This is a genomic window from Rhodopseudomonas sp. P1, assembly GCF_039642825.1.
Classification (GTDB): domain Bacteria; phylum Pseudomonadota; class Alphaproteobacteria; order Rhizobiales; family Xanthobacteraceae; genus Rhodopseudomonas; species Rhodopseudomonas palustris_H.
In genome coordinates this window covers 4,830,883-4,847,500 of sequence record NZ_CP088006.1, presented here as the reverse complement: position 1 = coordinate 4,847,500, position 16,618 = coordinate 4,830,883, and the positions used below count along the sequence as shown (strand labels likewise).

15 protein-coding genes and 1 pseudogene (1 of these 16 cut by a window edge) are annotated in these 16,618 nt (G+C 65.0%); 11 read left to right on the top strand and 5 right to left on the bottom strand.

Features of this window, described 5'->3' with window-relative positions; all coding sequences use genetic code 11:
• From LRC39_RS22410 to LRC39_RS22395, 4 genes and pseudogenes are all read left to right on the top strand, one after another.
• Positions 1-1,587: pseudogene (locus tag LRC39_RS22410) on the top strand (TonB-dependent siderophore receptor); it begins 740 nt to the left of the window's first position.
• 4 nt (positions 1,588-1,591) lie between these two features.
• A complete protein-coding gene (locus tag LRC39_RS22405; RefSeq protein ID WP_346295679.1) occupies positions 1,592-2,737 on the top strand; it encodes a PepSY-associated TM helix domain-containing protein in 1,146 nt (381 codons plus the stop codon).
• 110 nt (positions 2,738-2,847) lie between these two features.
• The gene (locus tag LRC39_RS22400; protein ID WP_346295678.1) at positions 2,848-3,396 is read left to right on the top strand and encodes a glucosyltransferase; all 549 of its coding nucleotides are present in this window, start codon (positions 2,848-2,850) and stop codon (positions 3,394-3,396) included.
• Positions 3,397-3,439: 43 nt separating this feature from the next.
• Positions 3,440-3,991, top strand: a complete 552-nt coding sequence (locus tag LRC39_RS22395) for a methylated-DNA--[protein]-cysteine S-methyltransferase (protein WP_430624910.1) — start codon at positions 3,440-3,442, stop codon at positions 3,989-3,991.
• Positions 3,992-4,004: 13 nt separating this feature from the next.
• On the opposite strand, the gene LRC39_RS22390 is transcribed toward LRC39_RS22395, so the two are convergent.
• The 3 genes from LRC39_RS22390 to LRC39_RS22380 form a co-directional block, all read right to left on the bottom strand.
• Entirely contained in the window at positions 4,005-4,622 is a 618-nt protein-coding gene (locus LRC39_RS22390) for a glutathione S-transferase family protein (protein WP_346295676.1), read from the bottom strand.
• Positions 4,623-4,792: 170 nt separating this feature from the next.
• A complete protein-coding gene (locus LRC39_RS22385) occupies positions 4,793-5,635 on the bottom strand; it encodes a fumarylacetoacetate hydrolase family protein (protein WP_346295675.1) in 843 nt (280 codons plus the stop codon).
• 109 nt (positions 5,636-5,744) lie between these two features.
• Positions 5,745-6,593: an MBL fold metallo-hydrolase gene (locus tag LRC39_RS22380; RefSeq protein WP_346295674.1), complete on the bottom strand. Its 849-nt coding sequence runs from the start codon at positions 6,591-6,593 to the stop codon at positions 5,745-5,747.
• A gap of 140 nt (positions 6,594-6,733) precedes the next feature.
• Here LRC39_RS22380 and LRC39_RS22375 point away from each other — a divergent pair, with 140 nt between their 5' ends.
• From LRC39_RS22375 to LRC39_RS22360, 4 genes are all read left to right on the top strand, one after another.
• The gene (locus LRC39_RS22375) at positions 6,734-7,147 is read left to right on the top strand and encodes a DUF3775 domain-containing protein (RefSeq protein ID WP_346295673.1); all 414 of its coding nucleotides are present in this window, start codon (positions 6,734-6,736) and stop codon (positions 7,145-7,147) included.
• Positions 7,148-7,293: 146 nt separating this feature from the next.
• On the top strand, positions 7,294-7,959 hold the full coding sequence (locus tag LRC39_RS22370; RefSeq protein WP_346295672.1) for a Crp/Fnr family transcriptional regulator: 666 nt from the start codon (positions 7,294-7,296) through the stop codon (positions 7,957-7,959).
• Between the two features lie 145 nt (positions 7,960-8,104).
• Complete coding sequence (locus LRC39_RS22365) at positions 8,105-8,713, top strand: nuclear transport factor 2 family protein (RefSeq protein WP_346297543.1); 609 nt, start codon at positions 8,105-8,107, stop codon at positions 8,711-8,713.
• Between the two features lie 147 nt (positions 8,714-8,860).
• Positions 8,861-10,399 carry a class I adenylate-forming enzyme family protein gene (locus LRC39_RS22360; protein WP_346295671.1) on the top strand — a complete coding sequence of 513 codons (1,539 nt, stop codon included), beginning with the start codon at positions 8,861-8,863 and terminating at the stop codon, positions 10,397-10,399.
• A gap of 165 nt (positions 10,400-10,564) precedes the next feature.
• On the opposite strand, the gene LRC39_RS22355 is transcribed toward LRC39_RS22360, so the two are convergent.
• On the bottom strand, positions 10,565-10,780 hold the full coding sequence (locus tag LRC39_RS22355) for a SlyX family protein (protein WP_011159954.1): 216 nt from the start codon (positions 10,778-10,780) through the stop codon (positions 10,565-10,567).
• Between the two features lie 249 nt (positions 10,781-11,029).
• Between LRC39_RS22355 and ggt the strand changes: the two genes are divergently transcribed.
• A complete protein-coding gene (ggt, locus tag LRC39_RS22350; protein WP_107345989.1) occupies positions 11,030-12,616 on the top strand; it encodes a gamma-glutamyltransferase in 1,587 nt (528 codons plus the stop codon).
• Between the two features lie 117 nt (positions 12,617-12,733).
• On the opposite strand, the gene LRC39_RS22345 is transcribed toward ggt, so the two are convergent.
• Positions 12,734-12,949 (bottom strand): CsbD family protein, encoded by a 216-nt coding sequence (locus LRC39_RS22345; protein ID WP_264074666.1) that lies wholly within the window; start codon positions 12,947-12,949, stop codon positions 12,734-12,736.
• Positions 12,950-13,341: 392 nt separating this feature from the next.
• On the opposite strand from LRC39_RS22345, the gene LRC39_RS22340 reads away from it, so the two are divergent.
• Together LRC39_RS22340 and LRC39_RS22335 are read left to right on the top strand one after the other, a co-directional pair.
• The gene (locus LRC39_RS22340) at positions 13,342-15,963 is read left to right on the top strand and encodes a hybrid sensor histidine kinase/response regulator (protein ID WP_346295670.1); all 2,622 of its coding nucleotides are present in this window, start codon (positions 13,342-13,344) and stop codon (positions 15,961-15,963) included.
• A gap of 104 nt (positions 15,964-16,067) precedes the next feature.
• Positions 16,068-16,547 (top strand): VOC family protein, encoded by a 480-nt coding sequence (locus LRC39_RS22335; protein WP_346295669.1) that lies wholly within the window; start codon positions 16,068-16,070, stop codon positions 16,545-16,547.
• The last annotated feature ends 71 nt before the right edge of the window (positions 16,548-16,618 follow it).

Sequence of the window (16,618 nt, the reverse complement as noted above, 5' to 3'; positions counted from 1 at the left end):
CTTCGGTGGCGGCAAGAACGGCAGCCAGGCGGTCGTCGACGTCACAGGCCCGATCGGCGATGGCGGCGTCGCCTATCGGTTCGTCGGCTCCGGCCTCGATGAAGACTACTGGCGCAATTTCGGCGCCAATCGCGAGATGCTGATCGCGCCGTCGCTGGCCTGGTATGGCGACCGCACCACCATTCAGTTCGGCTACGAGCATCGCGAGTTCAGCTATCCGTTCGATCGCGGCACGTCGTTCGTGAATGGCGCGCCGCTGGCGATCCCGGCGACGCGCCGGCTCGACGAGGCGTTCAACCGGACCTGGGGCAAGTCGGATCTGGTGCAGGGCTCGATCGAGCACCGGCTCGACGACAATTGGAAAGTCACCGCCGCCTACAGCTTCAACAGCGAGACCTACGACGCCAATCAGCTGCGCATCACCTCGGTCGATGCCCGCACCGGCGTCGAGCGCCGCAGCAATGACGGCACCAAGGGCGCGATGGCGTATGTCAGCTACGGCACGTCCTATCTGCACGGCAATGTCTGGCTCGGCGACTTCCGCAACGAGCTGCTGATCGGCGGCGACGCACAGCGCCGCGTGATCTATCGCCAGGATCTGATCCGCCAGGCGACGCCGAACTTCAACTTCTACAACCCCACCTATGGCCTGGTGCAGCCCGGCACCGCGGTGTCGCCCTCCGACAGCAATCAGACCGACCAGCTCGAGACCCGCTCGCTGTTCCTGCAGGACACCCTGCATCTCACCAACTGGTTCGCGCTGGTCGGCGGCCTGCGCTGGATGGAATACGACCAGCTCGCCGGCCGCGGCCGGCCGTTCACCGCCAACACCAATCTCGACGGCAGCAAGGTGCTGCCGCTCGCCGGCGCCATCCTCAAGCTGAACGATCAGGTCTCGCTCTATGCCAGCTACACCCAGTCGCTGCAGCCGACCTCGAGCATTGCGCCACCGGCGGCTTCGTCATCGGCCCGGACGTCGCGCCCGAAGAAGGCACGCAATACGAAGCCGGCCTGAAGTTCGACCTGAACAAGCGGCTGTCGGGCACGCTGGCGGTCTACGACATCGACAAGAAGAACGTGCTGGTGTCGCAGTTCAACGCCGCGACCGGCCTCAACGAATATCGCGCCGCCGGTAAGGTCCGCTCACGCGGCGTCGAGTTCGACGTCACCGGCCGGCTCGATGACCACTGGAGCACGATCGCTAGCTACGGCTACACCGACGCGATCGTCACCGAGGATCCGGCGCTGGTCGGCAAGCGGCTGCAGAACGTCGCGATGAACACCGCGTCGCTGTTCCTGGTCTATGATTTCGGCACGGCGCTGCCCGGACGGCTGCGCGTCGGCGGCGGCCCCCGTTATGTCGGCGATCGGCCCGGCGACAGCACCAATTCCTTCGTGCTGCCCGCCTACACCGTGGCCGACATCTTCGCCAGTTACGAGACCTGGACAGGTCCGTTCCCCGTGACCTATCAGTTCAACGTCAAGAACGTGTTCGACACCGTGTACTATCCGTCGGCCGTCAACACGCTCAACGTCGCGGTCGGTGACGCTCGGCGGTTCTCGCTGGCCGCGACGGTCAAGTTCTAGTTCGATGCGGGCCCCGACGCTCAAGGCCATCCTGCTGCAGTTCCATTCCGTTGCCGGACTGGTCCTTGCGGCGGTGCTGGTGGTGGTGGCGTTGACCGGCGCGGTGATGAGTTTCGAGGACGAGATTCGCGGCGCGTTGGATGCCGGCCGCGTCCAGCTCGCACCGCACGCTGCATCAAGGATGTCGCTGGACGCGCTGCTCGCGAAATTGCAGACCGGCGGCGATCCGGTCGCGTCGATCACGATGCCGCGCAGCGCGACCTCAGCCGCCGAGGTTCGGTTCGCGCGCAAGCCGGATCACACTCGGCCCGCTCCGCTTTATATCGACCCATACAGCGGCGACAGTCTCGGCCATCCGGCCGCCGACGCATTCTTTGCGACGGTCCGCAAGCTGCACCGCTGGCTGCTGGTGCCGGGCGACGGCAACGGTTACGGCCGGACTATCACCGGGATTGCCGCGCTCGGATTGCTGGCCATGCTGCTCACCGGGCTGGTGCTGCGATGGCCGCATCGCCCCGGCAGCATCAAGGTCTGGCTGAAGCCGCACTGGCAGTTGCGCGGACGCGGACTGCACCGGTCGCTGCACGCCGTGATCGGAACCTGGGTGTTGCTGCTCTATTTGACGATGACGCTGACCGGCCTGTGGTGGTCGTTCGACTTGTACAAGGCCGCCGCGACCTGGCTTCTGGCACGATCCCCGGTCACGACGCAGCGTCCACACCGTCCTGCCGTTCCTGAGGCGCCGTCCGCAGCCGTTTCGTTGGATCGCGTTTGGGCGACAGTCGTGGCCGAGCGTGGCGACAGCTTCCAGGCCGCGCGCCTGACGCTGCCGTCAGGACGCGACAGCACCGTGCGGGTCCGCGCCTGGCTGACCGATGCCCGAGACGGCGCGCACGACGAATTCCGGATCGACGGTCGGACTGGCCAAATCCTGTCCGCTGACCTCTATGCCGACAAGACGATCGGCGAAAAGGTATTGGCACGCGTGCTCGACATCCACCGCGGCAGCATTTTCGGCTGGCCCGGTCAATTGCTGTTCATGCTGGCGGCAGCGGCGATGCCCTTGTTCGGGGTGACCGGCGTTCTGCTGTATCTGTCGCGCCGGCGGCACAAGCGGATGCAGCGTGTTGCTCAAGGCAAAACCGGCTGACGCCGATGTCGGGGATCAGCCCGGCGGCCGAAATGTTGCGCCGCGCCGATCCGGCGCGCTATAAGCCCCGATCAAGTCACCCCGACCGGTCGCGAACCAACCGCCGCGTCATGAAAATCTTGCTGGCGGTCTTCCAACTCGAAAAGCAGAGCGGCAAAGAACGCGATTGCATCGCTATCGCGCGCCATCTCGCCAGTCGCGGCCACGACGTCACCATCGTCACCACGATCCCGTCGCCAGAGCCGCTCGACCGCATCACGGTCGTTCAAGTGAAGGCGCGCGGCCTCACCAATCACCGTCGGGCGCGTAATTTCGCGCGTGCGGTCCGCGAGCACCGCCGCACGCATCAACCGGATGCGCTGCTGTCGTTCGAACTGGTGCCCGGCGCCGACTTTCATTACGTCGCCGACGACGCGGCGATCCTGCGTGACCGGCTGTGGGCTTGGCCGCCGCGGCAGCGAATCCGGCTGGCGCTGGAGCGCGGCGTGTTCGCCGCGGCGTCCCGCACCGAGCTGTGGTTCCTGACCCAGGACCAGCACGACGCCTATCATATCGCCTACGATTTCGATCCGGCCCGCGCCCATGTGCTGCCGGCGGACCCGAAAAAGCTGCTGGCGACGGTCGCCGCCCGTCTGGAGCAGCACGTCCCGGCGGCTTGAAATCGGGTGGCCGGCCGGCTGCGGCGGGCGTAATCTCGGTGCTATGATGCCGATGAGCCATCACAGCCATGCCCTGTTCGACACAGCGATCGGCCGCTGCGGCATCGTTTGGGGCGCACGCGGCATCGTTGCGGTGCAGTTGCCGCAGCCGACCGAAGCGCAGACCGAAGCCCGCATCACCCAGCGTCACCCCGACAGCGTCGAAGCGGCTCCGCCGGCCGACGTGCAGCGTGCGATCGACGGCATCGTCGCGCTGCTCGAAGGGGCCGCGATCGACTTCGCCGATATTCAGCTCGATCTCGATGGCACCTCGGCGTTTCAGCGCCGGGTCTACGACATCGCTCGCGGCATTCCGGCCGGCAAGACGCTGACCTATGGCGACATCGCCAAGCAGCTCGGCGGTGTCGAGCTGTCGCGTGAGGTCGGGCAAGCGTTGGGGCGCAATCCGTGCCCGATCATCGTGCCGTGCCACCGCGTGCTCGCCGCTGGGGACAAGCCCGGCGGCTTCTCGGCCAATGGCGGCGTCACCACCAAGCTGAAGCTGCTGGCGATCGAGGGCGCCGCCGTCAACTACACGCCCAGCCTGTTCGACTAGAGCTTTCCGCGGCTCAGGCCGCCGGCGGTACCGACACCTTCACCGACTCGTGCTGCGACATGCGCTGGAAGAACGCATCGAGATTGGGATAGGCCGCGCGCCAGCCGCAATCCGGAAAGCGGAAGTCGGCGTAGCCGAGCACGCAGGTGAGCGCGATCTGGGCGATCGTCAGCGGCCCGTTCAGCATTGCGGTGTCGCGATCGAACCGCGCCATGCCGGCCCAGGCGCGCGCCCAATGATCGTCGTACCAGCCCTGCCAGAACAATTCCTTCGGCCGCACCAGCTTCTCGTAGCGGCACAGCAGCATCGAATCCAGCATGCCCTGCAGCAGCGAATGATCGCTCTTCACCCGCCAGCGCTCCGGGCCCGACGCCGGGATCAGCTTGCCGCCGCCGGCGAGGTCGTCGAGATATTCGGCGATCACGTAGGAGTCGACGATCACCTCGCCATTGTCGAGGATCAGCGCCGGCAGCTTCTTCAGCGGGTTGACCTCGCGCATATACGGCTCGTTGGCCTGCGCCGGGATCACGGTCGCCGGCACGAACTCGATTTGGTCGATCAGTCCGAGTTCGATCGCCGCGATCCGCACCTTGCGGGCGAACGGCGAGGCTTGGGAGAAGGTGAGTTTCATCAGATAAGATCCTCAGGGACGAAGCGTTGTTTGCTTTCGCCGTCATTGCGAGGAGCACCCGGATCAGCGATCCGCGCCGTCCGGGCACAGGCTCCGCGACGAAGCAATCCAGTCTCGCGCGAATGGCTCTGGGTTGCTTCGCTTCGCTCGCAGTGACGGCGTGGATATCCTTACGCCGCCACGATGGTCTGTTTCTGCTCGCCGAGACCTTCGATGCCGAGGGTGACGACGTCGCCGACATTGAGGAATTGCGGCGGCTTCTTGCCCATGCCGACGCCGGGCGGTGTGCCTGTGGTGATGATGTCGCCGGGCATCAGCGTCATCAGCTCCGACAGATACGACACGATCTTCGGCACGTTGAAGATCATGGTCGTGGTCGAGCCGGTCTGGCAGCGCTGGCCGTTGACGTCGAGCCACATCCCCAGCTTGTGGACGTCGGCGATCTCGTCCTTGGTGACGACCCAGGGGCCGAGCGGGCCGAAGGTGTCGTGTGACTTGCCCTTGGTCCATTGCCCGGCCCGCTCGATCTGGAAGTGACGCTCGGAGACGTCGTTGCACACCGCGTACCCCGCGACGTAGTTGAGCGCGTCGGCTTCGCTGACATATTTGGCGCGGGTGCCGATGATCACCGCGAGCTCGACTTCCCAGTCCAGCTTGGTCGAGCCGCGCGGCTTCTCGACATCGTCGTTCGGTCCGCACAGCGAATTGTTGGCCTTCATGAACACGATCGGCTCGGCCGGGATCGGCATGTTGGCTTCGGCGGCGTGGTCGGCGTAATTCAGCCCGATCGCGATGAATTTCGGCGCACCGCCGACCGGCGAGCCGAGCCGCGGGTGGCCGGGCACGGCGGGCAGTCCGGCGACATCGAGCGCAGCGAGTTTGGCGAGGCCTGTGGGCGAAAACGCTTCGCCTGCAAGGTCGGCGATCTGCCCGGACAGATCGCGTAGCTGGCCGTCTTTATCGATCAGGCCGGGCTTCTCGTGGCCGATAGCACCATAACGAACAAGCTTCATCCCGCGTGTCCTCCGCAGTTTTGCAGGCTGTCTAAGTGATGGATCAGTGGTGAGTTGAATTCAATACATGGCCGCGCCGGCACGCTATGCGCAGCGCCGCCATGCTTTGTCATGACGGCGCCACGAGACGGAAAGCGTCGCCGTCGCGGATGATCCGGCCGGGACCGAAATGCCCGCCGAACAGCAGCGTCGGCGTATCGGCGAAGCGCGAGAACAAGCGTCGCCGCGTTTCGATCGATTGCAGCCCGTCGGAATCAAAGCTCGACGACCAGTCTAGCCGCACCATCTGGCAGGGATGATGCGCGACGTCACCCGACAGCACCGCCTCTTCGCCGTCGGAGCGAATGTGCAGGGCGATGTGGCCGGGGCTGTGGCCAGGCGTCGGGATCAACGTGATCTCATCGGCGATCTGGGCATCACTGCCGACCAGATCGACGACGCCGGCATCGATCACCGGCTCGACCGAGTCGGCGAACACCGCGGCGTGGGCCGCGTCGGTGGAATGCGTCTTCCAGTACTCGTACTCGGTGCGGCCGAACAGATAGCGTGCGCTGGGGAAGGTCGGCACCCACTGGCCGTCGACCAGCCTGGTGTTCCAGCCGACGTGATCGACGTGCAGATGGGTGCAGATCACCGTGTCGATGCTCTCGGCCGGATAGCCGGCTTTGGCCAGATCCTGCAGGTACGGCTTGTCCAGCCCATTCCAATGCGGCACGCCGCGGCCCTGCTTGTCGTTGCCGATGCAGGTATCGACCACGATCCGGCGGCTCGGCGTTTCCACCACCCAGCTGTGCACCGACATCGTCAGCCGGCCTTCGGGGCTGGCGAACTGGGGTATCAGCCACGGCATGGCCTGGATTTCCTGGGGAGTGGCTTGCGGCAGGATGAACCGGGTGCCTCCGGTCAACTCCATCTCGACGATTTTTGTGATTTTGACCTTGCCGATGGTCCAGACCATCCCACGTTTCTCCCGGGCTTTTCGTATTTTGCCCAAACATGCGGGTTTTGCGCTTGAGGCGCAATGGATCATCTCGCGCTGCAGTGCGTTAGTTCGCGCGCGCCGGAGAGCGAAACCCGCGCCACGACGGAGGAAAGACGATGCCGGAGCTCGCGATTTCGACCGACAAGGTCGCGTTTCTGATCGAGAAGGCGCGTGAATTCGACGTCAAGGAAGGCGACGCCGATGCCGATTCCGGATCGAACGGCGCCGACGACAACATGGTGGACGTGCTCGAAGACACCGGCGAAGACCCGGTTGTTCAAGAGATCGCCGGCTTCATCAGCGGGATGACCGAGGAAGAGCAGATCGACCTGGTGGCGCTGATGCGGCTCGGCCGCGGCGACGGCAGCATCGACGAGTGGGACGATCTCCGCCGCGAAGCCGCCGAGGGGCGCAACGGACGCACCGCGCGCTACCTGCTCGGCGAGCCGCTGCTCGGTGATTATCTCGCCGAAGGGCTGGATCAGTTCGGCCTGTCCTGGAACGACGAGCGCACCACGCCTGTGGTTTGAGCGCGACGCGGCGCGTACTCGGGTGCTGTGTTTCCCGTAGCATTCCGAGGGACGCCGATTTACCAGCGATTTCAGCGCTATGCGGTCTAATCTACCGGGCCCTTTGATCGGCACGAACGAATGCCGATCGACCCGTGGAGGCGACCATGAAGCCGGAGGCTGGTTTCGATCCCCGCGACCTGCTGCGTAAGCTCGGTCAGGGTCACTCGATCGCCAAATTCGCCAAGAACCAGACAATTTACGCGCAGGGCGACAACGCCGATAGCGTGTACTTGCTGCTGCAGGGACGGATCAAAGTCGTCGTGCTGTCGGTGCAGGGCAAGGAGGCGGCGACCGGCATGGTGTCGCCGGGGCAGTTCTTCGGTGACGGCTGTCTGGTCGGCGAAGTCAGCCGCAGCACCACCACGATTGCAATGCAGGACTGTGTGGTCGCGGCGATCGCCAGCGCGCGGCTGATCGAAACCCTGCGGGCGCAGCCGGATTTCGCCGAACTGTTCGTGCGGCATCTGCTGCTGCGCAATCGCCGCATCGAAGAGGATCTGCTCGATCAGCTTCTCAACTGCAGCGAGAAACGGCTGGCCCGGCTGCTGCTGCGCCTCGCCGAGTTCGAGGAGGGCGGCGAGCCGCAGCCGATCGCGCCGCACATCAGCCAGGAGACGCTGGCGGAGATGATCGGCACCACGCGCTCGCGCGTCAGCTACTTCATGAACAAGTTCCGAAAACTGGGCCTGATCAGTTACGACCGCACCATCGAGGTCCACCCGGGCCGGCTCAGCGCCGTGCTGCACGATCGGGCCGAGGCCCGCAGCTAGCCGCGCAGCTGCATTTTCGTCGGGGCTGCGGTCAAGCCACTTGCGCGGCCTCGCCTTGCAAAACCGCCATCCACTTTTGCCGGATACGCGCGGCTGGGCCGCCAGTATAGTGCGCCCCGCGCGCAAGACGCAGGGTGGAAACGGCATGGACGACGAGGAGCGGCACGATCGGCTCGTGATCCGCGAACTGATCGAGAACTGGGTGGTGTGGCGGGACGCCGGCGACTGGGAGCGTTTCCGCACGGTCTGGTTCGACGACGGTCGGATGATGGCGACCTGGACGCAGGGTACCGCCGACGAATTCATCGCGATGAGCAAGGCCGGCTGGGCCAAGGGCGTCTCGATTCTGCATTTCCTCGGCGGACAGTCGATCGACCTCGCCGGCAGCCGGGCGGTCTCGCAGACCAAGATGACGATCTCGCAGCGCGCCAGCGTGCATGACGTCGTGGTCGATGTGGTTTGCACCGGCCGGTTCTATGATTTCCTCGAAAAGCGCGACGGCCGTTGGGGCCTGGTGTTGCGCCAGCCGATCTACGAGAAGGATCGCATCGACCCGGTCGATCCAGCCGCGAAGCTGGCACTCGATCCCGCGCTGCTGTCGCAATTCCCGGAAGGCTATCGCCATCTCGCTTACTTGCAGAGCGGCCTCGGCTACCCGATCAAGCGCGACATGCCGGGCCTGAAAGGCGAGGCCGTCGAACGGCTGTACGCCAGCGGCGCGAAGTGGTTGAAAGGCGAGGCGCTGGATCGCTGACGCGAGCTGACTTCTCTCGGCGTCATTGCGTGCGAAGCCAAGCAATCAAGAGTGCCGGACACGGACTTCTGGATTGCTTCGTCGGTTCGCTTCCCGCAATGACGGAACACTTGTCGAACTGGATAACCAAGAAACGTGGAGACCGAAATGCCCGACTTCATCACACTTCCTGCCCTGGTTCGCGGCACCGCGCAGGCGCGCCCGGATCGGATCGCGGTGATCGACGGGGAACGGCAATTGCGCTACGCGGAATTTGATGCGCTGATCGATCGCATCGCCGCGACCTTGCAGCGCGACGGCTTGAAGCCGACCGACACCATCTCGATCTGCGCGCTGTCCTCGATCGAATATGCCGCGACCTTCCTCGGCGCTTTGCGTGCCGGCATCGCGGTCGCGCCGCTGGCGCCGTCGTCGACCGCCAAGGACTTCTCCGCGATGGTGCGGGACTCCGGCGCCAAGATTCTGTTCACCGACGACTTCGCCGCCAATGCGATGAAAGACGCCGAGATCGATGCCGCGGTGAAGCGCGTAGCGTTCGACGACGGCACCAGCGGCGAAGCGTTCACGCGCTGGCTGGCGCCGGAAGGTAGCAAGCCCGCGCCGGTGACGATCGATCCGGAATGGGTGTTCAACATCATCTACTCGTCGGGCACGACCGGCACGCCGAAGGGCATCGTCCACAGCCATCAGATGCGCTGGGCGCAATACGGCAAGCTCGATCCGATCGGCTACGGCCCCGACGCGGTGACGCTGCTATCGACGCCGCTCTATTCCAACACGACGCTGGTCTGCTTCAATCCGACGCTTGCCGGCGGCGGCACCGTGGTGCTGATGAAGAAATTCGATGCCCGCGGTTTCCTGGAGCTCGCGCAGAAGTATCGCGTCACTCATGCGATGCTGGTGCCGGTGCAGTATCGCCGGATCATGGCACTGCCGGAGTTCGGTCAGTACGACCTGTCGTCCTTCCAGATGAAGTTCTGCACCTCCGCGCCGTTCGCGCCGGAGCTCAAGGCGGATATCCTCAAGCGTTGGCCTGGCGGTCTGACCGAGTACTACGGCATGACCGAGGGCGGCGGCTCATGCACGCTGCTCGCCCACGAATTCCCGAACAAGCTGCACACCGTCGGCCAGCCGCGGCCCGGTCATGAAATCCGGATGATCGACGAGGACGGCAACTTCCTGCCCAATGGTGAAGTCGGCGAAATCGTCGGCCGCTCCGACACCATCATGAAGGGCTACCTCAATCAGCCACAGAAGACCGCCGAAGTGTTCTGGACCGACAAGGACGGCAACCTCTGGGTCCGCAGCGGCGACGTCGGCCGCTTCGATGCCGACGGCTTCATCACCCTGATGGACCGCAAGAAGGACATGATCATCTCGGGCGGCTTCAACATCTATCCGAGCGACATCGAGGCCGTAGTCGCCAAGCATCCTGACGTGCTCGAAGTCGCGGTCGTCGGCATGCCGTCGGAAGAGTGGGGCGAGACACCGGTTGCGTTCGTGGCGGCGCGGCCCGGCCGCAGCATCGACCCGGCGGAGCTGAAGACCTGGACCAACGGCCAGGTCGGCAAGACCCAGCGTCTCGCCGAGGTGGTGCTGGTCGAGTCGCTGCCGCGCAGCGCGATCGGCAAAGTGCTGAAGCGTGAGCTCCGCGACCAGCGCCTCGGCATGAAGGCGGCGTCGTAGATCAAGCAAACGCTCAGCCTCACCGACGTCATTCCGGGGCGCTCACGAAGTGAGCGAACCCGGAATCCCAAGGTTGTTGCGACGCAGAGATTCCGGGTTCGCCGCTACGCGGCGCCCCGGAATGACGAGGGGAAAGGCCAGCGTTCGACCGGGCGAGCCTCCCACTCAATAATGCGGCGGGCGCTCGTTGGCTGGAGCGCCGGCGCTGCTCTCGGCCTGGTCGAGCCGTTCGCTCAGCGCGGCGAGCTGCCGGGTCAGCGCGTCGATCTGCTTCCACTGCGCGGTGACGGTCTGGTTCAGCGCCTCGATCGTCTCGTCCTGATACGCCAGGCGGACTTCCAGCGCCTCGACGCGGTCGTTCAGATCGTTCTCGCCGGCCATCGCTCGCTCCATTTCGGCTCGGTCTGCCCGCTCAAGGCCGGCAAGACGCAGGTTGTCGCCGGCCCGGATGCGGAAGCGCGGCATTGCACGGGCGGGTTTAACAGCGCGTGCGCCGGCAGGAAACCAGCCCTTTCAGCCAGATCACGGTCGCCCAGCTCCGGTCGCGGCGAGGATTGCTCGGCGGCCGTGGAATATGCCAACTAGGCCTGCGCCGGAGCGCGGCGTAACCAACCCAACGAGCTTGTGCCTATGAGGAATTTCCATCTCGCCGGCCGGTCCACCGTCCACGCCCGCAACGGCATGGTCGCGACCTCGCACCCGCAGGCGGCGCTGGCCGCGATTGAAATCCTGAAAGCTGGCGGCACCGCTGCCGACGCTGCGATCGCCGCCTCGGCGCTGCTGGCGGTGATCGAACCGCAATCCACCGGCATCGGCGGCGACTGTTTCGCGCTGGTGCAGCCGAAGGGCACCGGCAAGATCACGGCGTATAACGGCTCGGGCCGGGCGCCCGCGGCCGCCAAGGCCGAGTGGTTTCTGGAAAAGGGCATCGACGCGATTCCGCTGACCAGCCCGCATTCGGTGACGGTCCCGGGTGCGATCGACGCCTGGGCGACGATCCTGCGCGATCACGGCCGGTTCGGGCTCGACAAAGTGCTGCAGCCGGCGATCAAAGCCGCGGCGGAAGGCTACGTGGTGGCGCCGCGTATCGCGTTCGACTGGGCCAACGGTTTCGCCAAGCTGAAGAAGGGCGCCAACACCGAGCGCTATCTGCTGCCGCACGGCGAAGCCGCCAAGACCGGCGATGTCATCACTCAGCCGGAACTGGCGAACACGTTGAAGCTGATTGCCGACAAGGGCCCGGACGGTTTCTATAAGGGCCCTGTCGCCGAGGACATGGTCGAGACGCTGCGCGGGCTCGGCGGTCTGCATACGCTGGAAGACTTCGCCGAACACTGCACCGAAACGACGTCGCCGATCGGCACGATCTACAAAGGCCTCGACGTCTGGCAGTGCCCGCCGAACGGCCCGGGCATCACCATGCTGGTGATGCTGAACATCCTCAGCCGGTTCGATCTCACAAAGTTTGGCCCGCTCAGCGTCGAGCGCTTCCACCTGGAAGCCGAGGCAACCCGCATCGCCTACATGATCCGCGAACAGCACATCGGCGACCCGCAGCATGTCGATGTCGACGTGCTGCGTATTCTGGCGAAGGAATTCGCCGAGGAGCATTACAGCCAGATCGCGCTCGACAAGCTTCTCGACCTGCCGGTGGTGTCGCCGCCGATGAATCCGTCGACCGTGTACATCACCGTGGTCGACGAGGAGCGCAACGTCTGCTCGTTCATCAACTCGATCGCGCATTCGTTCGGCTCGGCGATCGTGTCGAACAAGACCGGCGTGCTGCTGCAAAACCGCGGCGCCGGCTTCCGCATTCAGCCCGGCCATCCGAACTGCATCGCGCCGAAGAAGCGCCCGCTGCACACCATCATTCCGGCGCTCGCGACCGAGAACGGCCGGGCCCGGATGTCGTGGGGCGTGATGGGCGGTCAGTATCAGCCGGTCGGTCAGGTTCACGTGCTGACCAACGTGCTCGACTACGGACTCGATATGCAGGAGGCGATCGATCTGCCGCGTGGCCTGCACTACGAGGACATATATCAGCTCGAGGATGGTGTGCCGGCGGCAACCGTCGAGGGCCTCAAGGCGCTTGGTCACAAAGTCGTGCCGATCGGCACGCCGCACGGCGGGGGCCAGGGAATCTGGATCGATTGGGACAAGGGCACGCTGACCGGCGGCTCGGACCCACGCAAGGACGGCTGCGCGCTCGGCTACTGATCGCCGGCTTCCCACCGGCTTGTTCAAAATTGCTCAAGTCCAAACATGCGAAGACCGGCCCGAGGGCCGGTCTTGCACCTGCTGATCGCCGCCCTAGCGGCGGTCAACGCGCAGACATCACAGATTTTTGTGCGCGGTGCCGGCGACCTTGTCGGCCGCATTCTTGACCGCGTCCTTGGCGTTGCCGAGCGCCTGCTGGCCATGGCCCTTGGCTTCCTGGATCACGCCTTCGCCTTGCAGCTTGTCCGAACCGGTGGCTTCGCCGATGCCCTGCTTGGCCTTGCCGGCGAGCTCGTTGGCCTGACCCTTGATCTTGTCCATCGTGCTACCCATCAAAATGTCTCCTTTGCTGTGTGAGCTTCGCGGGGACAACAGATAGGTCCCTCGGATGTTCCCGGGGGCGATCGGTTGCAGTGTCGAATGACTGCAAGCTGTTGACGTAATTGATAGCTACTAAATTACCAGTCGTTAGTCCGCTTGGCGGATTATTAACCGAGGCGGCCGTTGCGGCCGAGGTTCGGTGGTCGAGTTAACGGTCGTGAAGCCCACCCGCCGCATGGTCGATCGCCTATCACCTGACCGGCGGGCGACCATGGAATGGCTGTCTCCGGCGCTGTCGTACGAAAGGAAGACTTGATCCTCTCGGGCGGCTAAACTGTGCATGCGGGGCCGCGCATGACACGGCGACGAACTTGATCTGAGGACGGCCGAGAGAGCGTTTCGAGATGTCCGGCCTGTGGCAATCGATGACAACGGCCTGGATGTCCCGAACCGATTGGTCGACCCTGCTCGACTTCTGGCTCGGCGGCCGCGGTGCCGGTACGCTGGTCTCGCAACCCGATATCGACGAGCAAGAAATGCGGCGGATCCGCGCCGCGCAGATCAATAGCGTCACCCGGCTGACGCCGGTGACGATGAGTATCAACGTCGCCAACGCTGCACTGATCCTGTTCACCTTCTGGGACAATGACGCCCGCCCGCAATTGCTGGCGTGGATGGCGATGGTCGTGTTCGCGGCGGGGGCGGCGGTGCAGTCATGGCTGCGCATGCGGTTCGAGCCGCGGCTTGAAGCCTCCGCGCGTGCGATCCGCCGTATGACTCTGCACGCGTTGCTGCTCGGACTGATCTGGGGCGCGATGCCCGTGATGGTGTTCGTGACGGCCGATCCAGGCGATCAGCTGATCGTTGCCTGCGTGGCTGCCGGCATGATCTCCGGCGGCGCGTTTACGCTATCGACGGTGCCACGCGCAGGCCTCGCTTATACTTGGGCGCTCGCAGCAGGATCGGCGCTGTCGCTGGCGATGAGCGATGGTATGGCTTACCGCATCACCGCGGCCTTCCTGGTGCTGTATGCGGTGTTCATGTCGCGCAACTTGATCTCGCACGGCGAGATGTTCTTCGACAATTTGCGGGCGAAGTTCGAACTCGAACGGCAGACCGAAATCATCTCGCTGCTCTTGAAGGACTTTCAGGCCAATGCCAGCGACTGGCTGTGGCAGACCGATGCCCATGGCCGGCTCGTGCACGTGCCGGAGCGCTTCGTCGAAGTCGCCAAGCTGCCGCCGTCGCTGCTGATCGGGGCGCCGCTGGCGGATGTAATCGGCATGTTGTGCCCCGAGGACGGCCGCTGCGCGATGGGCGTCGCTGCGAAGATGGCGCAGCGGGAGCCGATGAACGATCTTGTGGTGCACGTGGTGATCGGCGGCACGCCGCGGCTGTGGTCGCTCACCGCCAAGCCGATGCTCGATGCGGCCGGCGAGTTCGCCGGCTATCGCGGCGTCGGCCGTGACGTCACCGAGCGCTGGCGTGCCGAGCAGGCCGAAGCCGAGAACCGCGCCAAGTCCAGCTTCCTGGCAATGATGAGCCACGAGATCCGGACGCCGATGAACGGTGTGCTCGGTCTCGCCAATTCGCTGCTGGAAACCAAGCTCGATCCCGAGCAGCAACAGGCCGTCACCACGATCCGCGATTCCGGCGACGACCTGCTGCGCATCCTCAACGACATCCTCGATCTGTCGAAGCTCGAAGCCGGCCGGCTGGAGTTCGAGCAGGCCGACTTCTCGCCGGCCACCCTGGTCGAGTCGGTCCGCGCGATCATCGAGCCCGAAGTCCGCGGCAAGGGCATCGAGCTGAAGGTCGATATCGATCCGCGGCTGCCGCCATCGCTGAACGGCGACGCCGCGCGCATTCGTCAGGTGCTGCTCAACCTCGCGGCGAACGCGGTGAAGTTCACCGAGCAAGGCTCGATCGCGATCGTGCTGACGTGCGTGAAGCGCAACGACAGCCACGCCACCGTCGAGTGGCAGGTAACCGATACCGGCATCGGCATTTCGCCGGATCGCGTCGGCAGCCTGTTCACCGACTTCGCGCAGGCCGACGTCTCGATTAATCGCCGGTTCGGCGGCACCGGCCTCGGGCTGGCGATCAGCCGGCGGATCGTCGAACAGATGGGCGGCGATATCGCCGTCACTTCGCGCGAAGGTGAGGGCTCGACCTTCCGCTTCAGCCTGGATCTGCCGTGGAGCAATGCCTGGATTGCCGATCACCGGCTCGACCGGCTCGGTAGTGACGATCTCCGCACCCGGATCGCGATGCTGGGCCGCCCGCTGCGCGCCCTGATCGCCGAAGACGACGCCACCAACCAGATGGTGGTGATGAAGATGCTGCAGGAATTCGCCGCCGAAATCACCGTGGTGTCCGACGGCACCGACGCGGTGACGGCGGCAGGCGAAGGCGAGTTCGACGTCGTGCTGATGGACGTGCGGATGCCCAACATGGATGGCCTTGCCGCCACCCGCGCGATCCGCGGCAAGGGCGGCGTGCTCGCCAAGCTGCCGATCATCGCGCTCACCGCGAACGCCTTCCCGGACGACGTCAAAGTCTGCCGCGACGCCGGCATGAACGACTTCCTGTCCAAGCCGCTGCGCAAGCCGGCGCTGGTCGCGGCCGTGCTGCGGGCGCTGCGCGGCGCATCGACGCCGGTGACGATGCCGTCGCCGCCGATGCAGGTCGATATGGACACGCTCGCCGAACTCACCGCCGAGATCGGCCAGGATCAGGTGAGCGAGATGGTGGCGCTGTTCTTTGCCGAAACCGAGCGGCGGATCGCGCTGTTCCGGCGCTTCGCCGAACAGATGGACCGCCACACAATCGAGGTCGAAGCGCATTCGCTCAAGGGTGGGGCCCGCACGCTCGGCTTCCACCCGATCGCCGAGATCGCGCGTTCGATCGAGCGCGATGCGAAGACGATCTCGCCGGAAGGGCTCGATCTGCTCACCGGTCAGCTCAACAAGGCGCTGATCGAACTGCGCCGGCAATGCGAAGGCAGCCTGAAGCTGGCGAGCTGACGTTCGATCGTCACTGCTTTTGAAAATTCGCGTCGGCTGTCGGCCGGCAGCGGGTTCGATCGTCCTCGGCACAATGCCAATACGTTGTGCGGGAGGATGCGCGAATGTCGAAGATCGTTCCTTGTCTGTGGTTTGCCGGCGAAGCTGAACAGGCGGTGCAGTTCTATGTGTCGTTGCTGCCGGACTCACGGATCGACAACGTCCAGCGCAGCGTCGTCGACACCCCGGGCGGGCCCGAAGGCTCGGTGCTGGTGGTCGAGTTCACGGTCGCCGGGCAGCCGTTCATGGCGCTCAACGGCGGCACCTCGCTGCCGTTCAATCACGCGGTGTCGTTCAAGATCGATTGCGTCGATCAGGCCGAAGTCGATCGGCTGTGGGATGCGTTGCTGGCGGATGGCGGCGAGCCGGTGGCGTGCGGCTGGCTGCGCGACCGCTACGGCCTGTCCTGGCAGATCGTCCCGGCCGATGCGTTGAAGCTGTTCGCGGGCCCGAACCGCGAAGGCGCCAAGCGCGCCATGCAGGCGATGATGCAGATGGTGAAGTTCGACGTCAGCGCCCTGCGGCGAGCGTATGAGGGCGTGTAGGGGGGCCGTGAGCCCGGAGACAGGATCAGCCTCCATCACGGATTCATGATCTCTGACGATTATTGACAATC